This window comes from Methylobacterium sp. P5_C11 (assembly GCF_054049775.1).
This window is the reverse complement of sequence record NZ_JBFULS010000014.1, coordinates 39,762-62,141: the sequence shown is the minus strand read 5'-3', so window position 1 is coordinate 62,141 and position 22,380 is coordinate 39,762. Positions and strand designations below refer to the sequence as shown.

Sequence of the window (22,380 nt, the reverse complement as noted above, 5' to 3'; positions counted from 1 at the left end):
GTTTTTAGATCTTCGCTTCTCAATCTGATCCAGACGGTCAATCCCTGCAAGAACCGGTACGCGTCCGTACCGATTACATCATGATTTGTCCCATAAGGGGGAACAGCGCCGTGGCGAAGTCGTTTTTTCAGCACTCATGCAAATTGTCGGAGGCTCCATGCATCGCGTGCTGAAATCTCTCTTCCTGCCCTCTGCGGTGGTGATTGCTCTTCTGGGTGCGCCGCTTGACCAGACGGCTGCTTGGGCCGGTACCTCCCGTTGCGGACCGGAGATCGACAAGGTGCAAACGAGAATGCCGTCTCAAGTTAACGCCGGCCCTGCCGAGATGGCGTCCGCCGAACTGCGTCTTGCGCGGGAAGAAGACATGAAGAACAACGAAAAATCCTGCCTGGATCATGTCGGCAAAGCGGGCCACGCCCTGGATCAGAAGACAGGCTCGAGCAACTAGAGATAGCTGCAGTGTAGATCGCATCCGACTTGTGGACTCGGCTTTGTGCTGGTGCCGCCCCACAATGGCGCAGGCCGACGGCGCAGGGCCGCAGAACGCCAACCTGCCCGTGCAGTTCGGGCAGCACATGGTAGATTCAATCGATCGGCGAAACGGCATGGTGCAGGGCGGTTGTGATGGCGGGTCGGCGACGTTCGGATGGGTCTCTTCGCGAGAAGATTCGGTCACCGGGTCGTCCCGGGGTCGGTCTGCGCGAGACGCGGCGGGGGTTCTGGGCGTTCATCGCCCTGGGTCTCTCCAGGGAGGACGCAGCGATGAAGGTCGGGATCTCGCCACCGGTCGGCTCGCGGCGGTTCCGGATGGCAGGCGGGATGGCACCGTCCCACCTGTCACCATCATCTAAGTCGCCTTCTGCGCGCTACCTGTCGTTCGCGGAGCGGGAGGAGATCGCGATACTCCAGGCGCAAGGTCACGGGGTCCGGGAAGTCGCTCGACGTCTGGGACGTGCGGCGTCGACCATCTCGCGAGAGTTGCGGCGCGATGCGGCGACCCGCAGTGGCGGCCTGGACTATTGCGCCACGACCGCGCAGTGGCACGCTGAACGCGCGGCACGCCGGCCCAAGCCAGCAAAGCTGGCGGGGAACGTGGTGCTGCGGACGTACGTGCAGGACCGGCTCGCCGATGCTGTCGCAACACCGGGCGGGAGCGCCTTGCCTGGACCGAGCGTTGCCTGGAAGGGACGGCGACACGGGCGACGCCAGAGCCGGCGATGGGGTCGATCCTGGAGCCCGCAACAGATCGCCGAGCGCCTGAGGCTCGACTTCCCGGGCGATACGACGATGCGCATCAGTCACGAGGCGATCTATCAGGCCCTCTACGTCCAGGGCCGGGGCGCGCTGAAGCGTGAGTTGACCGCGTGTCTTCGCACAGGACGGGTGTTGCGGGTGCCGCGGGCCCGCAGCCTGGGCCGAGGCAAGTCGTTCGTCACCCCCGACGTGCACATCAGCGAGCGTCCGCCCGAGGTCGAGGACCCCGCGGTGCCGGGCCACTGGGAAGGAGATCTGATCCTGGGACTGAAGAGTTCGGCAATCGGGACCCTGGTCGAGCGCACGACACGGTTCACGATGCTGTTGCATCTTCCGCCGATGGACGGCCATGTGGTGACACCGCGTGCCAAGAACAGCCCGGCGCTGGCGGGGCACGGCGCCGAGGCGGTCCGCGAGGCGATCACCGGCACGATCGCGGGCTTGCCAGTGCAACTGCGGCGCTCGTTGACCTGGGACCAGGGAGCGGAGATGGCCGAGCATGTGCGCTTAAGGATTGACGCGGGTCTGCAGGTCTACTTCTGCGATCCGCGCTCACCCTGGCAGCGGGGGACGCACGAGAACACGAACGGATTACTGCGGCAGTAATTCTTGAAAGGAACGGATCTGAGCGCCCACAGCGCAAACGATCTTGCTGCTGTGGCCGCGGCCCTCAACAGCCGACCGCGCAAGACGCTGAACTGGAAGACGCCGGCAGAGGCGCTCGACGCTGTGCTGTCCGCCGTGCAAGGTGGTGTTGCGACGACCACCTGAATCTACCGAGTGACCTTCCCTCATTGTGGTGATGAGGGGGATCTTCTCGCGTCTGCTTTGTGCGCTACGGCGGCATCGCGTCTCCAGCCCGCGGGATTGCGGGCGATCCCGAGACATACCCGGAAGCCCACCGCTGGCCAAGTCCTGGCCGAGCGCTGATCAATGCTGTCCGGGGAATCGACTTAAGATACACCGATCCGTAAGGATGGAAAGGAAGCATGCTTGGCAATAATTCGGACTATATTCTTTCTGAATACTATTCAGTAGAATGGACGGAAGGGCTGGGCGGCGCTATCGTTTGGGAATAACGATTGACCGTGAGGGTCAGCCAAGACTAGGCTGGGGAACTCAGGTCTGGATTGGCCAAGGCGACGGCGCTGCCTTATAGGCGGCCCCATAAAGTCCGCCGGCCCCGATCTAAGTACGTCCTCATAAGTTTTGTGGTATGCAAGAGCGCTAAGCCGGGAGGCGGCGATGCGCGCCCTTCATCTGGACAGCCTGAACGTCGATCAGCTGCGCGAGCTTGACGAACTCTACCGAACGACGCGCGATGTCCGGGTTCGCACGCGTGCGCAGATGATCCTGCTGTTGGCCGAGCAGGCCCTCGCCGTCTCCGAAGTTGCCGCGATCGTGCGCGAGAGTGGCGAGACGGTCCGACGCTGGGCCCATCGCTACGAGGCCGAGGGCATCGACGGCCTCGCTGACGCGCCGCGCTCGGGCAAGCCGGCCAAAGCCGGGGCCGCCTATCGCGAGCGTTTGGTCGAACTGGTGCGGCGGCGCCCACGCGCCCTCGATCTGCCGTTCTCGCTGTGGACCGCCGCCCGGCTGGCCGACCGCCTGGCGGAGGAGACAGGTCTGCGCATGAGCGTGGCCAGCATCCATCGACTACTGCGTGCGGCTGGTCTGGGGTTCGGTCGTCCCCAGCATACGATCAGCAGCCCAGATCCGGATTATGCTGTCAAAAAAAGGCGGTCGAACTCGCTCGCGACGACCTGAGGCCCGGCTCGGTCTTCTACTACGCCGACGAATTCAACATCAGTTGGCACCCGACTTTGCGGCCGATGTGGGGGCCGAAGGGACAGCAGGTGATGATCCCAACCCCCATGCAGCCGACGCGGCGCTACGGGCTTGGTGCCGTCAGTTGGCATAGCGGCGAGACGGTGGTCCTCACCCGCCCTCATAAGCGGCGACGCGAAGTGGCCGAACTGCTTGAAGCGATCCTGGCTAAACATCCGACCGAGACCGTCTACGTTGCCTGGGACAATGCCAGCACGCACGAGGACGACGAGGTCGAGGCGGTGCTGCGCGGCGCGGCCGGGCGCCTCGTTCTGCTGTATCTGCCGACCTACAGCCCTTGGCTGAACCCGATCGAGATGCTCTGGCGCCAGTTCCGGCGCGAGGTCACCCACTGTGAGCTGTTCGCCAGCATCGACGCCCTGGTCGAAGCCGCCCGGGCTTTCTTCGATCGTTACAACCGCAAGCCAGGCGGCGTCCGCTCCATCATCGGAGCGCATGACACATAACTTCCGCGGTTGTACTTAGTGCTGCGAGTTAGAAGTTTGTGTGCAGAAGCGGCCGACACTGGCCAGGATTGCGTCGGCTGACTTGGTCCAGACGAATGGCTTGGGATGAGCGTTGGTCTCAGCGATGTAGTCTCGGATCGCAGCCTCCAAGTCCTCTGTGCTGGTGAACGCCCCGCGCTCCAGCCGACGCCGGCTCAGAACGGAAAACCAGCACTCCACGAGGTTGAGCCACGACGCGCTCGTCGGCGTGACGTGGAAGTGGAACCGGGGATGCTACAGCAGCCAGTCGTGGATCAGCTTGGTCTTGTGCGTCTTCAGGTTGTCGAGAACCAGGTGCACTTCCAGATGGCGTGTGACGCTGCTCTCGACCTGCTCCAGGAAGGCGCGGAACTCGACGCTGCGATGACGCGGCTTGCAGCTCCCGATCACCGTTCCGGCTTTCACGTCGAGGGCGGCAAACAGGTCGAGCGTGCCATGCCGGCGATAGTCGTGCGTCACGCGCTCGGCTTGGCCGGGCCGGAGGGGAAAGGCTGCAGCCGTACCCTGCACCGCCTGGATCTGCGGCTTCTCATCGACGCACAGCACCAGCGCGCGATCGGGTGGAGCGAGGTAGAGGCCGACGACCAGGGCTCCCATCGAACGGGTTCGATGGGGACCCGTCGCGCACCTTCTCCACGAACGCTGGATCGGCGGAGAGCTTGAAGGTGTCGGCTTGGTGCGGCCGCAGACCGAAGGCACGCCAGATGCGTGACACCGCACTCTGGCTTATGCCCGTACGGCGCGCCATCGAGCGGGTACTCCAGTGCGTGGCGTTGGCAGGTGGCTCTTCCAGAGTGAGAGCGACCAGGCGCTCGACGGCCTCGTCATCGATGCTGCGGGGCGCTCCGGAGCGCGGCGCGTCGACCAGCCCCTGCAGCCGATGCGCGGCGAAGCGGCCCCGCCACAGCGCCACCGTCTGGCGGCTGACCCCCAGCGCCGTCGCCACCCTCAGGTTGGTCGCGCCCGGTTCGGCACAGGCCAGGATGATACGCCGGCGCGAAACCAGCGCCTGCCCGGCCCCGTGCCGGCACAGCAGGCGCTGGATCTCGCTCTGCTCCCGCTCGCTGAGATCGAGAGGGACGGCCTTCGGGCCACGCGACATGGCACACCTCCATCAGGAAGCACCCAACGCTCTACCCACCCGACAAAACCGTCAAGCCTCTTCTAACTCAGACCACTAGGACTCCTTAACCCACGATCTTCGTCTCGTCCTCAGACGGACTTCAAGCTTCGGTGGGTGTAATGGACGACGACGAGGACCGGCGGCTGATCGCCAGCATCTGCAATTTCGGCCTCGAGAAACTCGCGCTGCTCAGCATCCAAACGGGCGGCCGGCTCGATATCGGGAACGTGGCCGAGGATGAGTTCGCGAATTGGTGCGACGAAAACGACATCGACCTGCGGCCGGGCGGTTTCATGTCGCCGACGCCAGAGCAGGCGTTCCAGATGAAGATGCGCCGGCTCTAAACCCTGTGGGTGATTCGCGAATCAGTTTGACCGATTCGCCCCGTTTGGCGGCTGCCCCTGCCCTGGACCGCCCTTGAAACTGTCGTTGAGGACTGTCGTTAATCCGACTTTTCCCCAGGATAAGTGCCTGAAATATAACGATGGTGCGGGTAGAGGGAATCGAACCCCCACGCCTTTCGGCTGGCGATTTTGAGTCGCCCGCGTCTACCAGTTCCGCCATACCCGCGCGCCATGGGCTCTTCGCATAGGTCGGCAGCCCGGGCCAAGAGTGTTTTTGCGTACGGCGCCGATCTGGCCAAGCCCGGGCGCCTATGCTCAAAGGGCAGCCGATCGCTCAATCCGGGACCTTGAATGCTCCGCCGGCTCTACGCGTGGATCCTGGCCCTCAGCGGCAGGCCGTCCGCGCCCTACGCGCTCGGCGCCGTGGCCTTCGCCGAAAGCTCGTTCTTCCCAGTCCCGCCGGACGTGATGCTGGTGCCCATGGCGGTCAGCCGCCCGGACCGCGTCTGGCTCTACGCCGCGATCGCCACCGTCGCCTCGGTCATCGGCGGCCTGGTCGGCTACGCCATCGGCGCGCTGCTGTTCGACTCCGTCGGCGAATGGGTGATCCGCCTCTACGGCCTGCAGAATTCCGCCGCGACGTTTCAGGACTCCTATGCCCGTTACGGCCATTGGATCATCCTGCTGAAGGGGCTGACGCCGATCCCCTACAAGCTCGTCACGATCACGTCGGGCTTCGCCCATTACAGCCTGTTCTGGTTCACGGTCCTGTCGATCGTGACCCGCGGCGCCCGCTTCTTCATCCTGGCGGGACTGCTCGGGCGCTACGGGGTCCAGATCCGCGGCGTGCTCGACCGTCACCTCAACGCGGTGGCGGCGATTTCCGTCGCCGTCATCGTCCTCGGCTTCCTGCTCTTCAAGGTGATCCTGTAGCCATGAACACGGCGGCTGCCCTGCGCCTCAAGACCGCTGGCCTCTGGCTGGCGATCGCCTCCGCCCTCACCGTCGGAACCGCCCTCGTCCTGCAGTACGGATACGGCTACGCGCCGTGCAAGCTCTGCCTGACCGAACGGCTGCCCTACTACGCGGCGGTGCCGCTGGGGATCCTGGCGCTCCTCGTGCCCGAGCGGCTGGCGCGGATCGCCCTCGGCCTCGCGGCGCTCGGGTTGCTCTATGGAGCCGGAATCGGAGTCTACCACGCCGGTGCGGAGTGGGGATTCTGGCCGGGACCCACCGATTGCGGCGGCGGCACCGGGGCCAATCCCGGCCAGGTCGGCGAATTCCTGAACGCGCTGCAGGCCACGAAGGTCGTCGACTGCTCCGTAGCGGCGCTGCGCGTGCTCGGGATCTCCCTCGCCGGCTGGAGCGCCATCGTGTCCGGGGTGCTAGGCTCCTTCGCGGGCACCGCCGCGTTGCGGCCTTGAGTCGTCGGTCCGCGCCGGAGGCCGCTCAGTTGCGGTCGTCCGGCAGGACCGGGATCGCAGCCACTTCGATGCCCTCGTCGATGAGCGCCCGCGCCTCCGCAGGGCTTGCCTCACCGTAGATCGAGCGGCCTTCGGCCTCGCCGTAATGGATCTTGCGCGCCTCCTCGGGGAAGCGCGCGCCGACGTGCTCGGAATTCGCCACGACGTGTTCCCGGAGCGCCCGCAGCATGGCCCGCATCTGGCGCTCCGGTTCGGCGATCATGGTGACCGGCGCATCCGTTTTCGCCGGCGGCGCGGGCGCACGCCCCCGATCGGTCCGGGCGACGTTCGGCACCATCAGGGCCTTGGCGACCTTGGCGCTGTCGCAGACCGGGCAGGTGACGAGGCCCCGTGCGGCCTGAGCATCGTAGGACTCGGAGGACGGGAACCAGCTCTCGAAGCCGTGGCCGGCCTCGCAGACGAGACTGTACCGGATCATTCGCTTGCTTGCTGTGCCGACTACTGCGCCGCCCGGACCTGGGAACCGGCGCGCTCGATGGTGAAGGGCCGTCCGTGCTGAAGCGACGGGATGCGTGCCCGCGCATCCGCGACCTGTGCGAGGTCGATCTCCGCCAGGATGATCCCGGGTTCGGACCCGCCGGCATCGGCCAGCACCCGGCCCCAGGGATCGACGATCAGCGAATGGCCGAAGGTCTCGCGCCCATCTTCGTGCAAGCCACCCTGGGCCGCCGAGATCACGAAGGCGCCGGTCTCGATGGCCCGCGCACGCTGCAGGACGTGCCAGTGGGCTTCGCCGGTCTGGCGCGTGAAGCAGGCCGGCGCGGTCAGCACCTCGGCGCCCGCTTCGGCGAGCGCCCGGTACAGCGCCGGGAAGCGGATATCGTAGCAGATCGTCAGGCCCAGCATGGCCCAGGGCGTCGCCGCGAGCACCGCGCAGCTCCCGCCGGAATAGGTCGCCGACTCCCGCCAGCGTTCGCCACTGGGGAGATCCACGTCGAACAGGTGCAGCTTGTCGTAGGAGGCCAGGATGTCGCCATCGGGGCCGATCAGATAGGCGCGGTTCGCGATCCTGTCGCCCGACCGGACCGCGATGGAACCGATCTGCACGACTGTGCCGGTCTGCCGTGCGGCCTCGCGGAGAGCGGCCAGAGTCGCGTCCTGCTCTTCAGTGGTCACCTGCGCGAACAGGCGTTCCCGGCTTCGCTCCACCAGGGAGGTCATCTCGGGGGTCTGCACGTAGGCCGCGCCGCGTGCGGCGGCTTCGCGCACGCCCGCCACGGCCGTGTCGCGGTTGGCCGCCGGGTCCCGCCCGGACCGCATCTGCACGCAGGCGGCCGTGAAGCGGGCGTCAGGCATCGGCCGTGTCCTTCAGGAGCGGATCGAGCTTGCCGGAGCGGTCGAGGGCATAGAGATCGTCGCATCCGCCGACATGCGCGGCGCCGATAAAGATCTGGGGGACGCTCGTGCGACCGCCGGCCCGTTCGACCATGGCGGTCCGGGCGCCCTGAACGCGCTCGACGTCGATCTCCTGGAAGGCGGCGCCCTTTTCCTTCAGCAGGCTCTTGGCCGCCGAGCAATAGGGACACCAGGCCGTGGTGTAGATTGTGACCGGCTGCATCGCGATCGTGGTCCCGCGCGTGAAGTCCGGTCATATAGGAGCGCGGGACGCAACTTGCCTATGCCCGCGTGGTCACAGGCACGATCCCTCGCCCGCAGGGTGAAATTCGGCCGGTGCCGACCTCAGGCAGCCAGCAGCTTCTCCACCTCGTTCACGAGATCGCGGAGGTGGAACGGCTTCGAGAGGACCTTGGCATCCTTCGGAGCCTTCGAGTCCGGATTGAGCGCGACAGCCGCGAAACCGGTGATGAACATCACCTTGATGTCCGGATCCAGCTCGGTGGCGCGGCGCGCCAGCTCGATCCCGTCCATCTCGGGCATCACGATATCGGTCAGCAGCAGCTCGAAGGGCTCTTCGCGCAACCGGTTGTAGGCGGAGAGGCCGTTGTCGAAGGACAGGACATCGTAACCCGCGTTCTGAAGCGCCTTGGCCAGAAAGCGGCGCATGTCGTTGTCGTCTTCCGCCAGCAGGATTTTCATCGGCCGGATCCGAGCCTTCGAGTCGAGGTGTTGATCCCATAAAGGGAGGCGATGGTAAACAAGGTGTTAGCATGGAGCACGCGGCCGGAGCCGCGTGTGTCACGGGCGACTCACGTCTGCCGCCGGCATGGAGTGGACAGGCGGTCGATCGCGCACCACAGTGAGCGCCGACCGTGATCGCACTGCCGACGGGGTGTCCACCAGCCGATGACCGCATCCGAACCGGTAAAGCCAGACGCCTTCGGATTTGCCCCGGCCTTCGCGGTCGACGAGCCGGCGACTCACACCCTGCCCTTCGTCTTCAATACCGGTCATTCCGGGGCCGTCTACCCCCCAGAGTTCATCGCGGCCTCGCGACTCGACGCCCTGGCGCTGCGTCGGTCGGAGGACGCCTATGTCGAGCGCCTGTTCGCGCCGGTGGTCGCGCTGGGCGCGCCGCTCCTGCGGGCGAACTTCCCCCGCGCCTTCCTCGACGTGAATCGCGAGCCGTTCGAACTCGATCCCCGCATGTTCGACGGTCGGCTGCCGCCCTTCGCCAACACCCGATCGATGCGCGTTGCCGGCGGCCTCGGCACGGTGCCCCGCGTCGTCGCCGACGGCCAGGAGATCTACGCGCGCCGACTGCCCGTGGCCGAGGCGACCGCCCGGATCGACGGCCTCTACAAACCCTATCATCGCGTGCTGCGGGGCCTGGTCCAGCGCACGGCGCGAACCCATGGGCATTGCATGCTCATCGACTGCCACTCGATGCCGTCATCGAGCCTCGGGCGTGATCCCGAGATGAAGGCGGACGTGGTGCTGGGCGACCGCTACGGGACGGCCTGCGCCCCCGCTCTGATCGATGGTTTCGAGGCGGCATTCCGCGCGCAGGGCTTTCGGGTGACGCGCAACAAGCCGTACGCGGGCGGCTTCATAACCGAGCATTATGGAGAGCCGAATCTCGGCCGCCACGCGCTGCAGATCGAGGTCAATCGTGGGCTCTACATGAACGAGATCAGCCTCGCGACGACACCCGGGTTCCCGATCCTGGTCGACGCCCTGCGCACCGTGATCATCGGCGTCGCGTCGGATCTCGGAGACCTCGTCCCGCGTCGGATGGCCGCCGAGTAGCGTCGGGACCGTCGCGCTCCCCGGTGAGCCACCGGGGTCCCGGACAGAAAAAAGGCCACTCCCGAAGGAGCGGCCCGAAGTCTAGGGAGGAAACGCCCAAGAAGGGCAGCGGGATCGCGACGCCATCGCCATCCCGCAACGCACAAAATAGAGTGCGCCGCACAAGAGGCAAGGGCAAATCGCTCTCGGACGCCGCACTGCGTGCATGGCTGGACCGCGTCCGCAGGGCAGCCCCGGGACAACCCGCCGCCGCGTCACGCCTCAGGCACGATCCTTGAGAAGCTTCTCGATCTCGGCGCGAAGCGGCTCCGACAGGTCGTCCCTCTCGAGGGCATAGGCGAGGTTCGCCGTGAGGAAGCCGAGCTTCGAACCAGTATCGTAGGTCCGGCCCTGGTAGCGCATGCCGAAGAAGGCCTGCGTCTCCATCAGGTCGATCATGGCATCGGTGAGCTGGATCTCGCCGCCCGCGCCCTTCTTGCCGTGCTCCAGGATGCCGAAGATCTCCGGTTGCAGAATGTAGCGGCCCGAGATGATGAAGTTGGACGGTGCCGTCCCCTGCTTGGGCTTCTCCACCATGCCGGTGATCTCGAACGACTGACCGTAGGTCTCGCCGACGCTGACGATGCCGTATTGATGCGTCTCCGCAGGGGCCACCTCCTCGACGGCGATGATGTTGCCGCCGTGGCGCTCGTAGGCCGCCAGCATCTGCTGCATGCAGCCGCGGCTCAGCATGTCCGGCAGCAGCACCGCGAAGGGCTCGTCGCCGACGATCTCGCGGGCGCACCACACCGCGTGGCCGAGCCCGAGGGGCGCCTGCTGGCGGGTGAAGCTGGTCTGACCGGCCTTGGGAAGATCCTTCTTGAGGTCTTCGTAGGCTGCCGTCTTCCCGCGCTCCTGGAGGGTGTGATCGAGTTCGAACGCGATGTCGAAATGATCCTCGATCACGGCCTTGCCGCGACCGGTGACGAAGATGAAGTGCTCGATACCGGCTTCACGGGCCTCATCGACCACATGCTGCACCACCGGCCGGTCGACGACCGTGAGCATCTCCTTCGGGACCGCCTTCGTGGCGGGCAGGAAGCGCGTGCCAAGGCCCGCTACGGGCAGGACGGCCTTGCGGATCGGTTTCATCGAGCGGTAACCCCGGGACAGGATGGGACGACGTGGTCAACGGTGCGGTCACTGAGATAGGCTTACGCCAGACCTCGCAAGGCCACTACGCCGTTAGTATGAGGCAGCGGGCCGTAAATTTCCCGTCTGCAAACGCGTAGTCAGCGGACACGGGGCGGCGACAGCGGGGGCGACATGGCGGTTCTGGTCACGGGCGGTGCCGGCTACATCGGCAGCCACATGGTTCTGGCCCTCCTCGACGCCGGCCATGAGGAGGTCGTCGTTCTGGACGATCTCTCCACCGGATTCGACTGGGCGGTTCCGGAGGGCGTGAAGCTCGTGGTCGGCGACGTGGCCGATCAAGCCCTCGTCACGCAGACCATCCTTCAGCATCGGATCGATGCGCTCGCCCACTTCGCCGCCAAGATCGTGGTGCCCGATTCCGTGGCCGATCCCCTCGGCTACTATCTGTCCAACACGGTGAAGACCCGCTCGTTGATCGAGGCTTCGGTCCGTGCCGGCGTGCGGCACGTGATCTTCTCGTCCACCGCGGCCGTCTACGGGGAGCCAGAGGTCGTTCCGGTCCCCGAGGATCTCCCGCTGAACCCGATCAACCCCTACGGTCGCTCGAAGCTGATGAGCGAGTGGATGATCGCCGACGCCGCGGCCGCGCACGGATTCTCGTACGTCGTCCTGCGCTACTTCAACGTCGCGGGCGCGGATCCGGACGGCCGATCGGGGCAATCGACGCCGAATGCGACGCACCTGATCAAGGTCGCCACGCAGGCCGCCCTGGGTCAGCGCCCCCGGCTCGACGTCTTCGGAACCGACTATCAGACCCCCGACGGCTCGTGCCTGCGCGACTACATCCAGGTCTCTGACCTCGCGGAAGCGCACCGGCTGGCCCTCGACCACCTGCGCGCCGGCGGCGAGAGCCTGACGCTCAACTGCGGCTATGGCCGCGGCTATTCCGTGCTGGAGGTCATCGAGGTGGTGAAGCGGATGTCGGGCCGCGACTTCGCGGTCCGCCTGTGCCCGCGCCGTCCGGGGGACCCGGCCCGGATCGTGGCCGAGGCGGGTCGGGTGCGCCAACGCCTGGGTTGGCAGCCGCGCTTCGACGACCTGGACGCGATCGTCGGACAGGCCCTGGCCTGGGAGGACCACTTGGGCAAACGCAACCGGATCTGACCGGATGCTGTCCCGCAGAGGTTTTCTGACCACGGCGGCGTGCCTCGCGGCAAATCGTGCCGCCGCCGCCGACACTTTCCAAATCTTCGTGGACGCCCTCCGCCCGGATGCGGAGGCCCGGGGTGTCTCCGCCCAGACCTTCGATGCGGCCTTTCGAGGCATCACCGGTCCGGATCCCGCCATCCTCGCCCGCACGCGCCGCCAGAGCGAGTTCGTCCGGCCGGTCTGGGACTATCTCGTCGGTGCCGTCTCGCCCGGCCGCATCGCGCGCGGACGCGCCCGGGCGGACGCCCTGGCGCCGACACTTGCCGCCATCGAGACCCGGTACGGTGTGCCTGGCCCGGTCGTGCTGGCCTTCTGGGGAATCGAATCCGACTTCGGAGCCAGCGCGGGCAGCGTCTCGACGATCCGGGCTCTGGCGACCCTGGCCGAGGCGCGCCATCGGGGAACGCTGTTCCGCGACGAACTCCTGGCCGCGCTCACGATCCTGCAACGCGGCGACATCACCGCGGACCGGATGAGCGGCAGCTGGGCCGGCGCCATGGGTCAGGTCCAGTTCCTTCCCTCCACCTATCTCGCGCATGCGGTGGATTTCGACGGGGACGGGCGACGCGATATCTGGACCAGCGAAGCGGATTCGCTCGCCTCCATCGCGGCCTACCTCAGGGATCTCGGCTGGGATCCCGCGCTGTCTTGGGGATACGAGGTTCTCCTGCCGAAGGAGTTCGATCTCAGTCGGTATGCGGGCGATCTCGGCGCGTTCGCGCAGCGGGGCATCCGGCGCGCGGACGGTAAGCCGCTCCCGGGGCGCGGCGACGCCAGTCTGTTCCTGCCCGGCGGCCTCGGGTCTCCGGCCTTTCTGATCACCGGGAATTTCGAGGTGTTTCGCGGCTACAACACCTCGGATTCCTACGCCCTGGCGGTCGGTCATCTCGCGGATCGTCTGGGAGGCGGCCCGCCGCTCGCCGCATCCTGGCCGGCGGCCGGCGGACGTCTCGACGGAACCGGCCTGAAGGCGCTGCAGACCGGTCTCGCAGCGGCAGGCTTCTACGAGGGGCCGACGGATGGCCGCGCCGGCCCCAAGCTTCGCGAGGCTGTGCGGCGTTATCAGATCAGCGTCGGGCTGCCCGCCGACGGCTATGCCACGCCAACGCTTTTGGCCCGAATCACGGGGAGGCCGGCTCCGCGGCCCTGACGCCGGTTTAGACCCGCGCCTCGCTTCCACCTATAGTGGGTGCGTTCCGAACGGTCTCGGTTCGGCGTAAGCGTACGGGATGCGCATGGAATTCGCTGGTCGGCGTCAATCGGAACGCCCGTTGCTCCTCGGACTGGCGGCCCTGCTGGGGTTGGCCGGGATGACGGCGGTCGGCAGCATGCCGGCGCACGCCCAGTGGGGTGACAGCTATCAGCAGCCCGGCGGCGGTACCTACTACGAGGCGCCGCCGCGACGGCGACCGCGCGACGCCTATTATCGCGACGACGGATCCTATGGGCGCCAGCCCCGCTATGCGCCGCAACAGGAAGCACCGCGCCAGTTCTATTGGCCCTGGGAAGACAGGCCGCAACCGGCGGCGCCGCAGCCCGAGCGCACCTACCGGGCGCCGCGGCCGCGCAGCACCTACGGAACCGGGGAAGCGCAACGACCGACCCCCGCGATCAAGCGGCGGGTCCGCCCCGCCCGCGCACCCACACCGCCGAAACCCGCGGTCGCCAAGACCGAGCCGAACGTCCAGATCGCCGTCTTCGGCGATTCCCTCGCCGATCACCTCGCGAAGGGCCTCGACGACGTGTTCGAGGATAATGCCGACGTCGCCGTCATCGACCGCGCCAAGGGCGACAGCGGTCTGGTGCGCAAGGATGTGGTCGACTGGCCGAAGGTGGCCCAGGACTATCTCCAGACCAATGCCAAGGTGCGCTACGCCCTCGTCATGATGGGCGCCAACGACCGGCAGCCAATCCGCGATGGCGACGAGACGGTCGAGCTTCTGACGGATCGCTGGCGCGCCCTCTATCGGGGCCGGGCGGAAGCCCTCGCCAAGGTGTTCGCCGATCGCAAGATCCCGTTGATCTGGGTTGGGCTCCCGCCCGTGCAGAACGAGGCGCTGAGCCGGGACCTCGCGTCGCTGAACGACATCGTCCGCGAGAGCGTCACCAAGGCCGGCGGGACCTATGTCGACATCTGGCCCGGCTTCGTCGACGACCGGGACCGGTACGCCGCCTCGGGGCCGGATCCCGAGGGCCAGATCGCCAAGCTCCGCACCGCGGACGGCGTCCACTTCACCAAGGCGGGTGACCGCAAGCTCGCCCATTTCGCCGATGTGGAGCTGAAGCGCCTGATGGGGACAGTCCCGGGGCAGCCCGACCCCGCGCCCACGGCCACCGTGACGCCGGCCTCCCCCTCCGTGACCCCGGGCCCCAGCCTCGATGGGGCCGGACAGGCGACCGATACCGCGGCGATCGATCGGCAGATCACCGCCATGCTGCCGAGCCTGCCGGAACCACCCGGCATCCCGGCACTCCCGGTGAAGCCCGCGGCGGGACCGGTCGTGCCCTTGAGCCGGACGGAAGTCTCACCAGGCGGCACATTGCTGAACGGTCGCCCGCGCGACTCGGACAGCCTCGGCACCGTGGAGCGGACGCTGCTCCGCGGAAACGCCCCGATGCCGCAGCCGGGACGCGCCGACGACTTCCGCTGGCCGCCCGGCTGACGCCGGCCGTCCTGGCGCGTTTGCTTCAGCGCGGCAGGAGGCTGGCGCCCATGAGGGTCTCGTCAATGGCGCGCGCCGCCTGGCGTCCCTCTCGGATCGCCCAGACGACCAGCGACTGGCCGCGACGCATGTCGCCCGCCGCCCAGATCTTGGCATCGGATGTGCGGTAATCGTCCTCGTTGGCCTCGACATTCCCGCGCTTGCTGACGTCGATGCCGGACTGTTCGAGAAGACCCTTCTGAACCGAGCCCGCAAAGCCGATCGCCATGAAGACCAGATCGGCGGGGAGAACGAATTCGCTCCCGGCGATCGGCTGACGCTTGGCATCGACCCGGGCGCAGACCACGCCGGTCAACCGACCCTTCTTGTTGCCTTCGAGGCGGAGCGTCGCCGCCTGGAACTCGCGCTCGGCCCCCTCGGCCTGGCTGGACGAGGTCCGCATCTTCGTCGGCCAATACGGCCATACAGTCAGCTTGTCTTCGCGCTCCGGCGGCCGCGGGCGAATGTCGAGCTGCGTGACCGACAGGGCGCCCTGGCGGAACGCCGTACCGACGCAGTCGGAGGCCGTGTCGCCACCGCCGATGACGACCACGTTCTTGCCGGCGGCCAGGATCGGCAGCTCGCCGTTGCCGCGGATCGGCTCGTTGCCCACTCGACGATTGGACTGGACCAGGTAGGGCATCGCGTAATGGACACCGTCGAGGTCCTGACCCGGCAGCTGCGGGTTACGAGGATCCTCGGCGCCGCCGCAGAACATCACCGCGTCGAACTCCGCCTTCAGCTCGTCGACAGGCTTCGTCACGCCGATGTTCTGATTGTAATGGAAGACCACGCCCTCGGCCTCCATCTGCCGCACCCGCCGGTCGATGTGCCGCTTCTCCATCTTGAAGTCCGGTATGCCGTAGCGCAGCAGGCCACCGGCCTTCGGCTCCCGCTCGAAGACGTGGACGTCGTGACCGACCCGAGCCAACTGCTGGGCCGCAGCCATCCCGGCCGGCCCGGAGCCGACGATCGCCACGCGCTTGCCGGTCCGGGTCTGAGCGGGCTCGGGCTTCACCCAGCCCATGTTCCAGGCCCGATCGGCGATCGCCTGCTCGATGGTCTTGATGGCGACCGGCTGGTTCTCGAGGTTCAGCGTGCAGGCTTCCTCGCAGGGGGCAGGACAGACGCGCCCGGTGAACTCCGGGAAGTTGTTCGTCGAGTGCAGGTTGCGGGACGCCTCCTCCCAATCCGACTGGAATACGAGGTCGTTCCAGTCCGGGATCTGGTTGTGGACCGGGCAGCCGGTCGGGCCATGGCAGAACGGGATGCCGCAATCCATGCAGCGGGCGGCCTGTTTCGTCAGGTCATGCTCGTCCAGAGGGAGCGTGAACTCCCGGAAGTGCCGGACCCGGTCGGCGGCGAGCTGGTACTTCTGCTCCTGCCGGTCGAACTCTAGAAAACCTGTGATCTTGCCCATCGGTCAGCCCCTGGGCCGGCCAGTCTGTGACTGCGCTGCCCGCGTCGTCCTCTTGTGTGCTTGACCGGGCGGCGGACCGCCCGGTTTTGGGAAGCCGACTACTCCGCGGCCACCGGCATCCGCGCCATCTCCATCTCGCGCAGCGCCCGGCGGTACTCCACCGGCATCACCTTCACGAACTTGGTGCGGTAGCGGCTCCAGTCGTCGAGGATCGCCTTGGCGCGCGGGCTGCCCGTGTACTTGAGATGGTTGGTGATGAGCTGCGTCAGGCGCTCCTCGTCATGGCCCGACATGTCGGCCAGGATATCGACCCGCCCCTTGGTCTCGAGGTCGCCGTCCTGGTGGAAGCGGCGCATCAGGTCGTCCTCCTCCTCCACGGGCTCCAGATCGACCATCGACAAGTTGCAACGCGCTGAGAACGACCCGTCCTCGTCGAGGACGTAGGCGATCCCACCCGACATGCCGGCCGCGAAGTTGCGCCCGGTCTCGCCGATCGACACGACGACGCCGCCGGTCATGTATTCGCAGCCGTGGTCGCCCATGCCCTCGACAACCGTGATGGCGCCAGAGTTGCGCACGGCGAAGCGCTCGCCCGCGGAGCCGCGGATGTAGCACTCGCCCGCGATAGCGCCGTAGAGCACCGTGTTGCCGACCATGATGGTCCGGTTCGGCGGCGCCTTCAGCGCGTCGCTCGGCCGGATGATCAGCTTGCCGCCCGACAGGCCCTTGCCGACGTAGTCGTTGCCGTGACCGGTCAGTTGGAGGGTGACACCGGCAGCGACCCACGCGCCGAAACTCTGGCCGGCGGTGCCGGAGAGCTTCACCACGATGGTGTCGTCCGGCAGGCCCTCATGGCCGTGCGCCTTCGCCACCAAGCCCGAAAGCATCGCTCCGGTGGCACGGTCCGAGTTCCGGATCGTATCGGTGATCACGACCGGCTCGCCGGTCTCGACGGCGTGCTGCGCCTTCTCGATCAGACGCCGGTCGAGGACCGTATCGATCGGGTGGTGCTGCACCTCCACGTGGCGGATCGCCGTGCCCTCGCCCACCTTCGGCCGGTGGAAGAGCTTGGTGAAGTCGAGTCCCCGAGCCTTCCAGTGCGTGATGGCCTCGACCTTGTCGAGCACGTCGGAGCGGCCGACCGCCTCCTCCAGCTTGGTGAATCCGAGCGAGGCCAGGATCTCTCGCACCTCCTCGGCCACGAAGAAGAAGTAGTTCACCACGTGCTCGGGCGTGCCCTTGAACCGCTTGCGGAGCACCGGATCCTGGGTGGCAACGCCCACGGGGCAGGTGTTCAGGTGGCACTTGCGCATCATGATGCAGCCGGCCGCGATCAGAGGGGCCGTGGAGAAGCCCATCTGGTCGGCGCCGAGCAGGGCCGCGATGATAACGTCGCGCCCGGTGCGGATGCCGCCATCCGCCTGAAGGGCAACGCGCCCGCGCAGGTTGTTGAGCACCAGCGTCTGCTGGGTCTCGGCCAGGCCGGTCTCCCAGGGGCCGCCCGCGTGCTTGAGCGAGGTCAGGGGCGCTGCGCCGGTGCCGCCGTCGAAGCCCGAGATCGTGATGTGGTCGGCCCGCGCCTTGGCGACGCCGGCCGCGACCGTGCCGACGCCCACCTCCGAGACGAGCTTCACCGACACGTCCGCCGACGGGTTCACGTTCTTCAGGTCGAAGATCAGCTGAGCCAGATCCTCGATCGAGTAGATGTCATGGTGCGGCGGCGGCGAGATCAGGCCGACGCCCGGGGTGGCGTAGCGGACCTTGGCGATCTTGGCATCGACCTTGTGGCCGGGCAGCTGGCCGCCCTCGCCGGGCTTGGCCCCCTGCGCGACCTTGATCTGCATCATGTCGGAATTGACGAGGTATTCCGTCGTGACGCCGAACCGGCCCGAGGCGACCTGTTTGATCGCCGACCGGCGCGAGCGCCCGTCCGGCAGCGGCTTGAAGCGCTCGACCTCCTCGCCGCCCTCACCGGAGTTCGAGCGGCCGCCGAAGGAGTTCAGCGCGATGGCCAGCGTCTCGTGGGCCTCCTTGGAGATGGAGCCGTACGACATGGCGCCGGTCGCGAAGCGCTTGACGATCTCGGAGGCCGGCTCGACCGACTCGACCGGCACGGGCGCGCGGCCGATCTCGGACGCCGACTTGATGCGGAACAGCCCCCGCAGCGTCTTCAGCTGGTGCTCCTGGCGGTTCACCAGGGCGGCGTATTCCCGATACCGCTCAGGCACGTTGAGGCGCACCGCATGCTGCAGCGTCGCGACCGTGTCGGGCGTCCAGGTATGGGTCTCGCCGCGCAGCCGGTAGGCGTATTCGCCGCCGACATCCAGGGCGTTGCGGTAGACCGGCGCATCGCCGAAGGCGTCGCGGTGACGGCGGAACGTCTCCTCGGCGATCTCGGACATGCCGACGCCCTCGATCGTGGTCGCCGTGCCGAAGAAGTCGCGGCCCACGAAGGTCGAATTCAGCCCGACCGCATCGAAGATCTGGGCGCCGCAATAGGATTGGTACGTGGAGATGCCCATCTTGGACATCACCTTCAGCAGGCCCTTATCGATCGCCTTGATGTAGCGGTAGATGATCTCGTCGTCGGTGAGGTCCGGCGGGAACTCGTCCTTCATTTCGAGCAGCGTCTCGAAGGCGAGGTACGGGTTGACCGCCTCGGCGCCGTAGCCCGCGAGGCAGGCGAAGTGATGGACCTCCCGCGGCTCGCCGGATTCGACCACGAGGCCGACCGACGTCCGCAGACCCTTGCGGATCAGGTAGTTGTGCACGGACGCGGTGGCGAGCAGCGCCGGAATCGGGATCCGGTCCGGCCCGACCGCGCGGTCGGTGAGCACGATGATGTTGTAGCCGCCGCGCACCGCCGCCTCAGCGCGGTCGCAGAGGCGGTCGAGCGCCCCGTCCATGGCCTGGGCGCCCATCTCGGCCGGGTAGGTCATGTCCAGGGTCTTGGTGTCGAACCGATCCTCGAAATGGCCGATCGAGCGGATCTTCTCCAGGTCGCCGTTGGTCAGGATCGGCTGGCGGACCTCCAGACGCTTGCGCCGGGACGCACCCTCCATGTCGAGCAGGTTCGGCCGCGGCCCGATGAACGAGACGAGGCTCATCACGGCCTCCTCGCGGATCGGGTCGATCGGCGGGTTCGTCACCTGCGCGAAGTTCTGCTTGAAGTAGGTGTAGAGCAGCTTCGACTTCTCGGAGAGCGCCGAGAGCGGCGTGTCCGTGCCCATGGAGCCGACCGCCTCCTGGCCGGTCACGGCCATGGGCTGCATCAGCAGCTTGAGGTCCTCCTGGGTGTAGCCGAAGGCCTGCTGGCGATCGAGCAGGCTGACGTCGCCGCGCGACTCGCGCGGCTGCACCGGCCTCAGATCCTCCAGCACGATCTGGGTGTTCTTCACCCAGTCGGCATAGGGGTGGGCGGCAGCGAGTTCGCCCTTGATCTCCTCGTCGGAGACGATCCGCCCCTTCTGAAGGTCGATCAGCAGCATGCGACCCGGCTGCAGGCGCCAGGACTGCACGATCTTCTCGTCCGGAATCGGCAGGGTGCCCATCTCGGAGGCGAGCACCACGAGGCCGTCATCGGTGACGATGTAGCGGGCCGGACGCAGGCCGTTCCGGTCGAGGGTCGCGCCGATCTGGCGCCCGTCCGTGAAGGCGACCGCGGCCGGGCCATCCCACGGCTCCATCAGAGCCGCGTGATACTCGTAAAAGGCGCGCCGCTCCTCGCTCATCAGCGGGTTGCCGGCCCAGGCTTCCGGGATCAGCATCATCATCGCGTGGGCCAGCGGGTACCCGCCCTGCACGAGGAACTCGAGGGCATTGTCGAAGCAGGCGGTGTCGGACTGGCCCTCGTAGGAGATCGGCCACAGCTTCGAGATGTCGTTGCCGAACAGGTCGGAATCGACGCTCGCCTGACGCGCCGCCATCCAGTTGACGTTGCCGCGCAGGGTGTTGATCTCGCCGTTATGCGCGACCATCCGGTACGGGTGCGACAGCCGCCAGGTCGGGAACGTGTTCGTCGCGAAGCGCTGGTGAACGAGGGCGATCGCCGAGACGAACCGCTTGTCCTTCAGGTCGAGGAAATAGCCCCCGAGCTGGGTGACGAGCACCATGCCCTTGTAGACGATCGTCCGGCTCGAGACGGAGACGGGGTAGAACTCCTTCACCCGCGGGTCTTCGAGGGCGTAGACCTTGTTGGAGATCACCTTGCGGGCGACGTAGACCCGGCGCTCGAAGGCATCCTGATCGGCGACCGAGGCCGGCCGGCCGATGAAGACCTGACGGTGGTGCGGCTCTGTGGCCTTAACGGCCACGCCGAGATCCTCCGGATCCACCGGGACGTCGCGCCAGCCGAGCAGCGGCAGGCCCTCGGCGGCGAGGGCCGCCTCGACGATCGTCTGGATGATCGCCCGCGGCTCCTCGGCCTTGGGCATGAAGAACTGACCGATCGCGTAAGAACCGGCCGGCGGCAGTTCGAATCCGAGACGCGAACATTCCTCCGCGAAGAAGCCGTGCGGGATCTGCGTGAGGATGCCGCAGCCGTCGCCCATCTTGGGGTCGGCACCCACGGCGCCGCGATGGTCGAGGTTCTCCAGGATCTTCAGGCCCTGCTCGACAATGGCATGCGTGCGCCGGTCGTGCATGTCGGCGATGAAGCCGACGCCGCAGGCGTCGCGCTCGTGGGCCGGATCGTAGGCGCCCTCGGCTTTCGGAAGCGCTGGGTCGCGCACGATGAGCGGCATCGCGGCGCCGCGCGGAGCGGCAGCCTGGATCGTGGAAGCGGCAAACTCTTCGGCGGGTCTGCGCTGTGACATGCTTCGTCTCGTCCTTCCCTCGAACCCGTCCGTCGCCCCTGGACCCGCGAGCACGTTTCATGCCCGCGGCCGTCGGCGCCTGGCGCTCCCTCCCGTTGCCGCAGGCCATCCGTCCGGTCCCCGGGGACACGTCCGTCGACTTGCGTTCATCGAGGACCCGGACCGCTCGAGGAGCGGTGCGCTGGCGCGCCCGTGTCCGTCTGCCGAATTTCTCGCCCGCGCGCGAGACGGCGACGGCCGGGATGCACGGCCGATGGGACAGTTCTGCTGTCCTAAGTCGCGAAACTGCCAGATTGAAATGTTTTCAGCAAGAGAGAGCCTGCGGCTACGGTGTCGCCGCTCTGGATGACGGGTCGGACCCGGGCAACGGCCTCCGCAATCTCGCCCGAATCGCGGGGTCTACCGTGCGGGCCGAGCACAAGCGGCATGCGGGGCAACGACCTCGCCGGCATGGTCGAGGTCCGGGTTCACCGGCCCGGACCATGCCGGAACCGGACACTCTGCCGGGTCTCCAAATCAGGAACGCACGAGAGTGACGTCACAGAGCAGAGCCGCCTCACGTCCGGACCGTTCGCCGCGACGGACGCTGCGAACCGCCCTCCTCATGGGGGCGATCCTGCTGGGCGTATCCAGCGGCGCTCGGGCGCAATTCGCCTTCGAGGATGAGATCCTGCCGCCGCGGGTCGTGGCCTGGCGTCTCGCCGATCGCGGTTTCACGGGCCTCAGCCGCCCGCGCTTCGACGGACGGGGCTATGTCGTCGACGCGGTCGGACCGACCGGCATCCCGGTGCGGCTCTTCGTCGATTCGACAACCGGTGCGATCGTTGGGCGCCAGCGGATCGGCGCGCCGGAAACCTATGCGCGGCTGGAGCGCCCCGCCCCCGGTTTCGGCTGGACCGAGGACGACGCGGCTCCGCGGCGAGTGATCCGACCCGTGCCGCAGGAGGAAGGCCCGGCGCTGCGGCTTCAGCGCCGGCCGACCAACGAGGCCCTTCGACCGGATGGCAATCCCGACGGCCTGAACCCCGACGGGATCGTCCGCACACCGCCGCCGCGGAAGGTCGCCCGTGCTGTGCCCCCTCGGCCGACGGACGTGAAGCCGACGCACCGCACGTCGCCCGAAGCGCCCACGCCGCAGATCGCCCCTGCCGAAGCGGCGAAGTTGGATCCCAAACCGGCATCGGGAACCGATACCAAGGCGGCCGCGATCGAGAAGGCGGCGCCTCCGGCACCGGCGCCCAATACATCGGCGCCCGTGGCCTCGAAGCCGGCTGAAGCTGTCGTCGCGGAGACGGCAAAGCCGCCTGCGAAGGACTGGAAGGATCCGCCCGCGTCGGACAAGAAGCACGTTCGGGTCATCGGCGGCGCCACCATCGTCCCGGGCACAGCCGAATAGAGACCAGTCGCCGAACGGCC

The 22,380-nt window shown here is 67.4% G+C and carries 18 protein-coding genes, 1 tRNA gene and 2 pseudogenes; 12 read left to right on the top strand and 9 right to left on the bottom strand.

Annotation, left to right across the window (positions count from 1 at the left end; translation table 11 throughout):
* Nucleotides 1-157 precede the first annotated feature (157 nt).
* The 4 genes and pseudogenes from ACXJKQ_RS10245 to ACXJKQ_RS10230 all read left to right on the top strand — a co-directional run bounded on the left by ACXJKQ_RS10245 (nt 158) and on the right by ACXJKQ_RS10230 (nt 3,548).
* A complete protein-coding gene (locus ACXJKQ_RS10245) occupies nt 158-448 on the top strand; it encodes a hypothetical protein (protein ID WP_457105650.1) in 291 nt (96 codons plus the stop codon).
* A 176-nt stretch (nt 449-624) separates the two neighbouring features.
* A pseudogene (locus ACXJKQ_RS10240) lies at nt 625-2,025 on the top strand (IS30 family transposase).
* Nucleotides 2,026-2,499: 474 nt separating this feature from the next.
* A complete protein-coding gene (locus tag ACXJKQ_RS10235; protein WP_457105649.1) occupies nt 2,500-3,021 on the top strand; it encodes a helix-turn-helix domain-containing protein in 522 nt (173 codons plus the stop codon).
* Entirely contained in the window at nt 3,018-3,548 is a 531-nt protein-coding gene (locus tag ACXJKQ_RS10230) for an IS630 family transposase (RefSeq protein WP_457105683.1), read from the top strand. The genes ACXJKQ_RS10235 and ACXJKQ_RS10230 overlap by 4 nt, the downstream gene beginning before the upstream one ends.
* Nucleotides 3,549-3,563: 15 nt before the next feature.
* Here ACXJKQ_RS10230 and ACXJKQ_RS10225 read toward each other — a convergent pair.
* Nucleotides 3,564-4,689: pseudogene (locus ACXJKQ_RS10225) on the bottom strand (IS630 family transposase).
* Nucleotides 4,690-4,829: 140 nt separating this feature from the next.
* Here ACXJKQ_RS10225 and ACXJKQ_RS10220 point away from each other — a divergent pair.
* Nucleotides 4,830-5,054 (top strand): hypothetical protein, encoded by a 225-nt coding sequence (locus tag ACXJKQ_RS10220; protein ID WP_457105648.1) that lies wholly within the window; start codon nt 4,830-4,832, stop codon nt 5,052-5,054.
* A 141-nt stretch (nt 5,055-5,195) separates the two neighbouring features.
* Here ACXJKQ_RS10220 and ACXJKQ_RS10215 read toward each other — a convergent pair.
* A tRNA-Leu gene (locus ACXJKQ_RS10215) sits at nt 5,196-5,280 on the bottom strand.
* Between the two features lie 125 nt (nt 5,281-5,405).
* On the opposite strand from ACXJKQ_RS10215, the gene ACXJKQ_RS10210 reads away from it, so the two are divergent.
* On the top strand, nt 5,406-5,987 hold the full coding sequence (locus ACXJKQ_RS10210) for a YqaA family protein (RefSeq protein WP_457105647.1): 582 nt from the start codon (nt 5,406-5,408) through the stop codon (nt 5,985-5,987).
* 2 nt (nt 5,988-5,989) lie between these two features.
* Nucleotides 5,990-6,478, top strand: coding sequence for a disulfide bond formation protein B (locus ACXJKQ_RS10205; protein WP_457105646.1), 489 nt, complete (start codon nt 5,990-5,992; stop codon nt 6,476-6,478).
* A 25-nt stretch (nt 6,479-6,503) separates the two neighbouring features.
* Here the strand turns inward: ACXJKQ_RS10205 and ACXJKQ_RS10200 are convergent, their stop codons facing one another.
* The 4 genes from ACXJKQ_RS10200 to cpdR form a co-directional block, all read right to left on the bottom strand.
* Nucleotides 6,504-6,956 (bottom strand): DUF1178 family protein, encoded by a 453-nt coding sequence (locus tag ACXJKQ_RS10200; RefSeq protein ID WP_457105645.1) that lies wholly within the window; start codon nt 6,954-6,956, stop codon nt 6,504-6,506.
* Between the two features lie 20 nt (nt 6,957-6,976).
* Nucleotides 6,977-7,834 (bottom strand): carbon-nitrogen hydrolase family protein, encoded by an 858-nt coding sequence (locus ACXJKQ_RS10195; RefSeq protein ID WP_457105644.1) that lies wholly within the window; start codon nt 7,832-7,834, stop codon nt 6,977-6,979.
* Entirely contained in the window at nt 7,827-8,096 is a 270-nt protein-coding gene (grxC, locus tag ACXJKQ_RS10190) for a glutaredoxin 3 (protein WP_457105643.1), read from the bottom strand. Before grxC ends, ACXJKQ_RS10195 begins: the two co-directional genes overlap by 8 nt.
* Before the next feature lie 122 nt (nt 8,097-8,218).
* Nucleotides 8,219-8,575: a cell cycle two-component system response regulator CpdR gene (gene cpdR, locus ACXJKQ_RS10185; protein ID WP_003603128.1), complete on the bottom strand. Its 357-nt coding sequence runs from the start codon at nt 8,573-8,575 to the stop codon at nt 8,219-8,221.
* Nucleotides 8,576-8,782: 207 nt separating this feature from the next.
* On the opposite strand from cpdR, the gene ACXJKQ_RS10180 reads away from it, so the two are divergent.
* Nucleotides 8,783-9,685, top strand: coding sequence for an N-formylglutamate amidohydrolase (locus ACXJKQ_RS10180; protein ID WP_457105642.1), 903 nt, complete (start codon nt 8,783-8,785; stop codon nt 9,683-9,685).
* Nucleotides 9,686-9,946: 261 nt separating this feature from the next.
* Here ACXJKQ_RS10180 and galU read toward each other — a convergent pair whose 3' ends face one another.
* On the bottom strand, nt 9,947-10,816 hold the full coding sequence (gene galU / locus ACXJKQ_RS10175; RefSeq protein WP_457105641.1) for a UTP--glucose-1-phosphate uridylyltransferase GalU: 870 nt from the start codon (nt 10,814-10,816) through the stop codon (nt 9,947-9,949).
* 174 nt (nt 10,817-10,990) lie between these two features.
* Between galU and galE the strand changes: the two genes are divergently transcribed.
* From galE to ACXJKQ_RS10160, 3 genes are all read left to right on the top strand, one after another.
* Nucleotides 10,991-11,983 carry a UDP-glucose 4-epimerase GalE gene (gene galE, locus ACXJKQ_RS10170; RefSeq protein WP_457105640.1) on the top strand — a complete coding sequence of 331 codons (993 nt, stop codon included), beginning with the start codon at nt 10,991-10,993 and terminating at the stop codon, nt 11,981-11,983.
* A gap of 4 nt (nt 11,984-11,987) precedes the next feature.
* Nucleotides 11,988-13,178 carry a lytic murein transglycosylase gene (locus ACXJKQ_RS10165; RefSeq protein WP_457105639.1) on the top strand — a complete coding sequence of 397 codons (1,191 nt, stop codon included), beginning with the start codon at nt 11,988-11,990 and terminating at the stop codon, nt 13,176-13,178.
* Nucleotides 13,179-13,257: 79 nt separating this feature from the next.
* A complete protein-coding gene (locus ACXJKQ_RS10160) occupies nt 13,258-14,691 on the top strand; it encodes a DUF459 domain-containing protein (RefSeq protein ID WP_457105638.1) in 1,434 nt (477 codons plus the stop codon).
* Nucleotides 14,692-14,716: 25 nt separating this feature from the next.
* Here ACXJKQ_RS10160 and ACXJKQ_RS10155 read toward each other — a convergent pair whose 3' ends face one another.
* Complete coding sequence (locus tag ACXJKQ_RS10155) at nt 14,717-16,150, bottom strand: glutamate synthase subunit beta (protein ID WP_457105637.1); 1,434 nt, start codon at nt 16,148-16,150, stop codon at nt 14,717-14,719.
* Between the two features lie 98 nt (nt 16,151-16,248).
* Nucleotides 16,249-20,964, bottom strand: a complete 4,716-nt coding sequence (gene gltB / locus ACXJKQ_RS10150; protein ID WP_457105636.1) for a glutamate synthase large subunit — start codon at nt 20,962-20,964, stop codon at nt 16,249-16,251.
* A gap of 787 nt (nt 20,965-21,751) precedes the next feature.
* On the opposite strand from gltB, the gene ACXJKQ_RS10145 reads away from it, so the two are divergent.
* Nucleotides 21,752-22,360, top strand: coding sequence for a hypothetical protein (locus ACXJKQ_RS10145; protein ID WP_457105635.1), 609 nt, complete (start codon nt 21,752-21,754; stop codon nt 22,358-22,360).
* Nucleotides 22,361-22,380: the final 20 nt, after the last annotated feature.

Coding starts and splice junctions, on each gene's coding strand:
- ACXJKQ_RS10245 (WP_457105650.1), top strand. CDS start 158: ATGCATCGCGTGCTGAAATCTCTCTTCCTGCCCTCTGCGGTGGTGATT.
- ACXJKQ_RS10235 (WP_457105649.1), top strand. CDS start 2,500: ATGCGCGCCCTTCATCTGGACAGCCTGAACGTCGATCAGCTGCGCGAG.
- ACXJKQ_RS10220 (WP_457105648.1), top strand. CDS start 4,830: ATGGACGACGACGAGGACCGGCGGCTGATCGCCAGCATCTGCAATTTC.
- ACXJKQ_RS10210 (WP_457105647.1), top strand. CDS start 5,406: ATGCTCCGCCGGCTCTACGCGTGGATCCTGGCCCTCAGCGGCAGGCCG.
- ACXJKQ_RS10205 (WP_457105646.1), top strand. CDS start 5,990: ATGAACACGGCGGCTGCCCTGCGCCTCAAGACCGCTGGCCTCTGGCTG.
- ACXJKQ_RS10200 (WP_457105645.1), bottom strand. CDS start 6,956: ATGATCCGGTACAGTCTCGTCTGCGAGGCCGGCCACGGCTTCGAGAGC.
- ACXJKQ_RS10195 (WP_457105644.1), bottom strand. CDS start 7,834: ATGCCTGACGCCCGCTTCACGGCCGCCTGCGTGCAGATGCGGTCCGGG.
- grxC (WP_457105643.1), bottom strand. CDS start 8,096: ATGCAGCCGGTCACAATCTACACCACGGCCTGGTGTCCCTATTGCTCG.
- cpdR (WP_003603128.1), bottom strand. CDS start 8,575: ATGAAAATCCTGCTGGCGGAAGACGACAACGACATGCGCCGCTTTCTG.
- ACXJKQ_RS10180 (WP_457105642.1), top strand. CDS start 8,783: ATGACCGCATCCGAACCGGTAAAGCCAGACGCCTTCGGATTTGCCCCG.
- galU (WP_457105641.1), bottom strand. CDS start 10,816: ATGAAACCGATCCGCAAGGCCGTCCTGCCCGTAGCGGGCCTTGGCACG.
- galE (WP_457105640.1), top strand. CDS start 10,991: ATGGCGGTTCTGGTCACGGGCGGTGCCGGCTACATCGGCAGCCACATG.
- ACXJKQ_RS10165 (WP_457105639.1), top strand. CDS start 11,988: ATGCTGTCCCGCAGAGGTTTTCTGACCACGGCGGCGTGCCTCGCGGCA.
- ACXJKQ_RS10160 (WP_457105638.1), top strand. CDS start 13,258: ATGCGCATGGAATTCGCTGGTCGGCGTCAATCGGAACGCCCGTTGCTC.
- ACXJKQ_RS10155 (WP_457105637.1), bottom strand. CDS start 16,150: ATGGGCAAGATCACAGGTTTTCTAGAGTTCGACCGGCAGGAGCAGAAG.
- gltB (WP_457105636.1), bottom strand. CDS start 20,964: ATGTCACAGCGCAGACCCGCCGAAGAGTTTGCCGCTTCCACGATCCAG.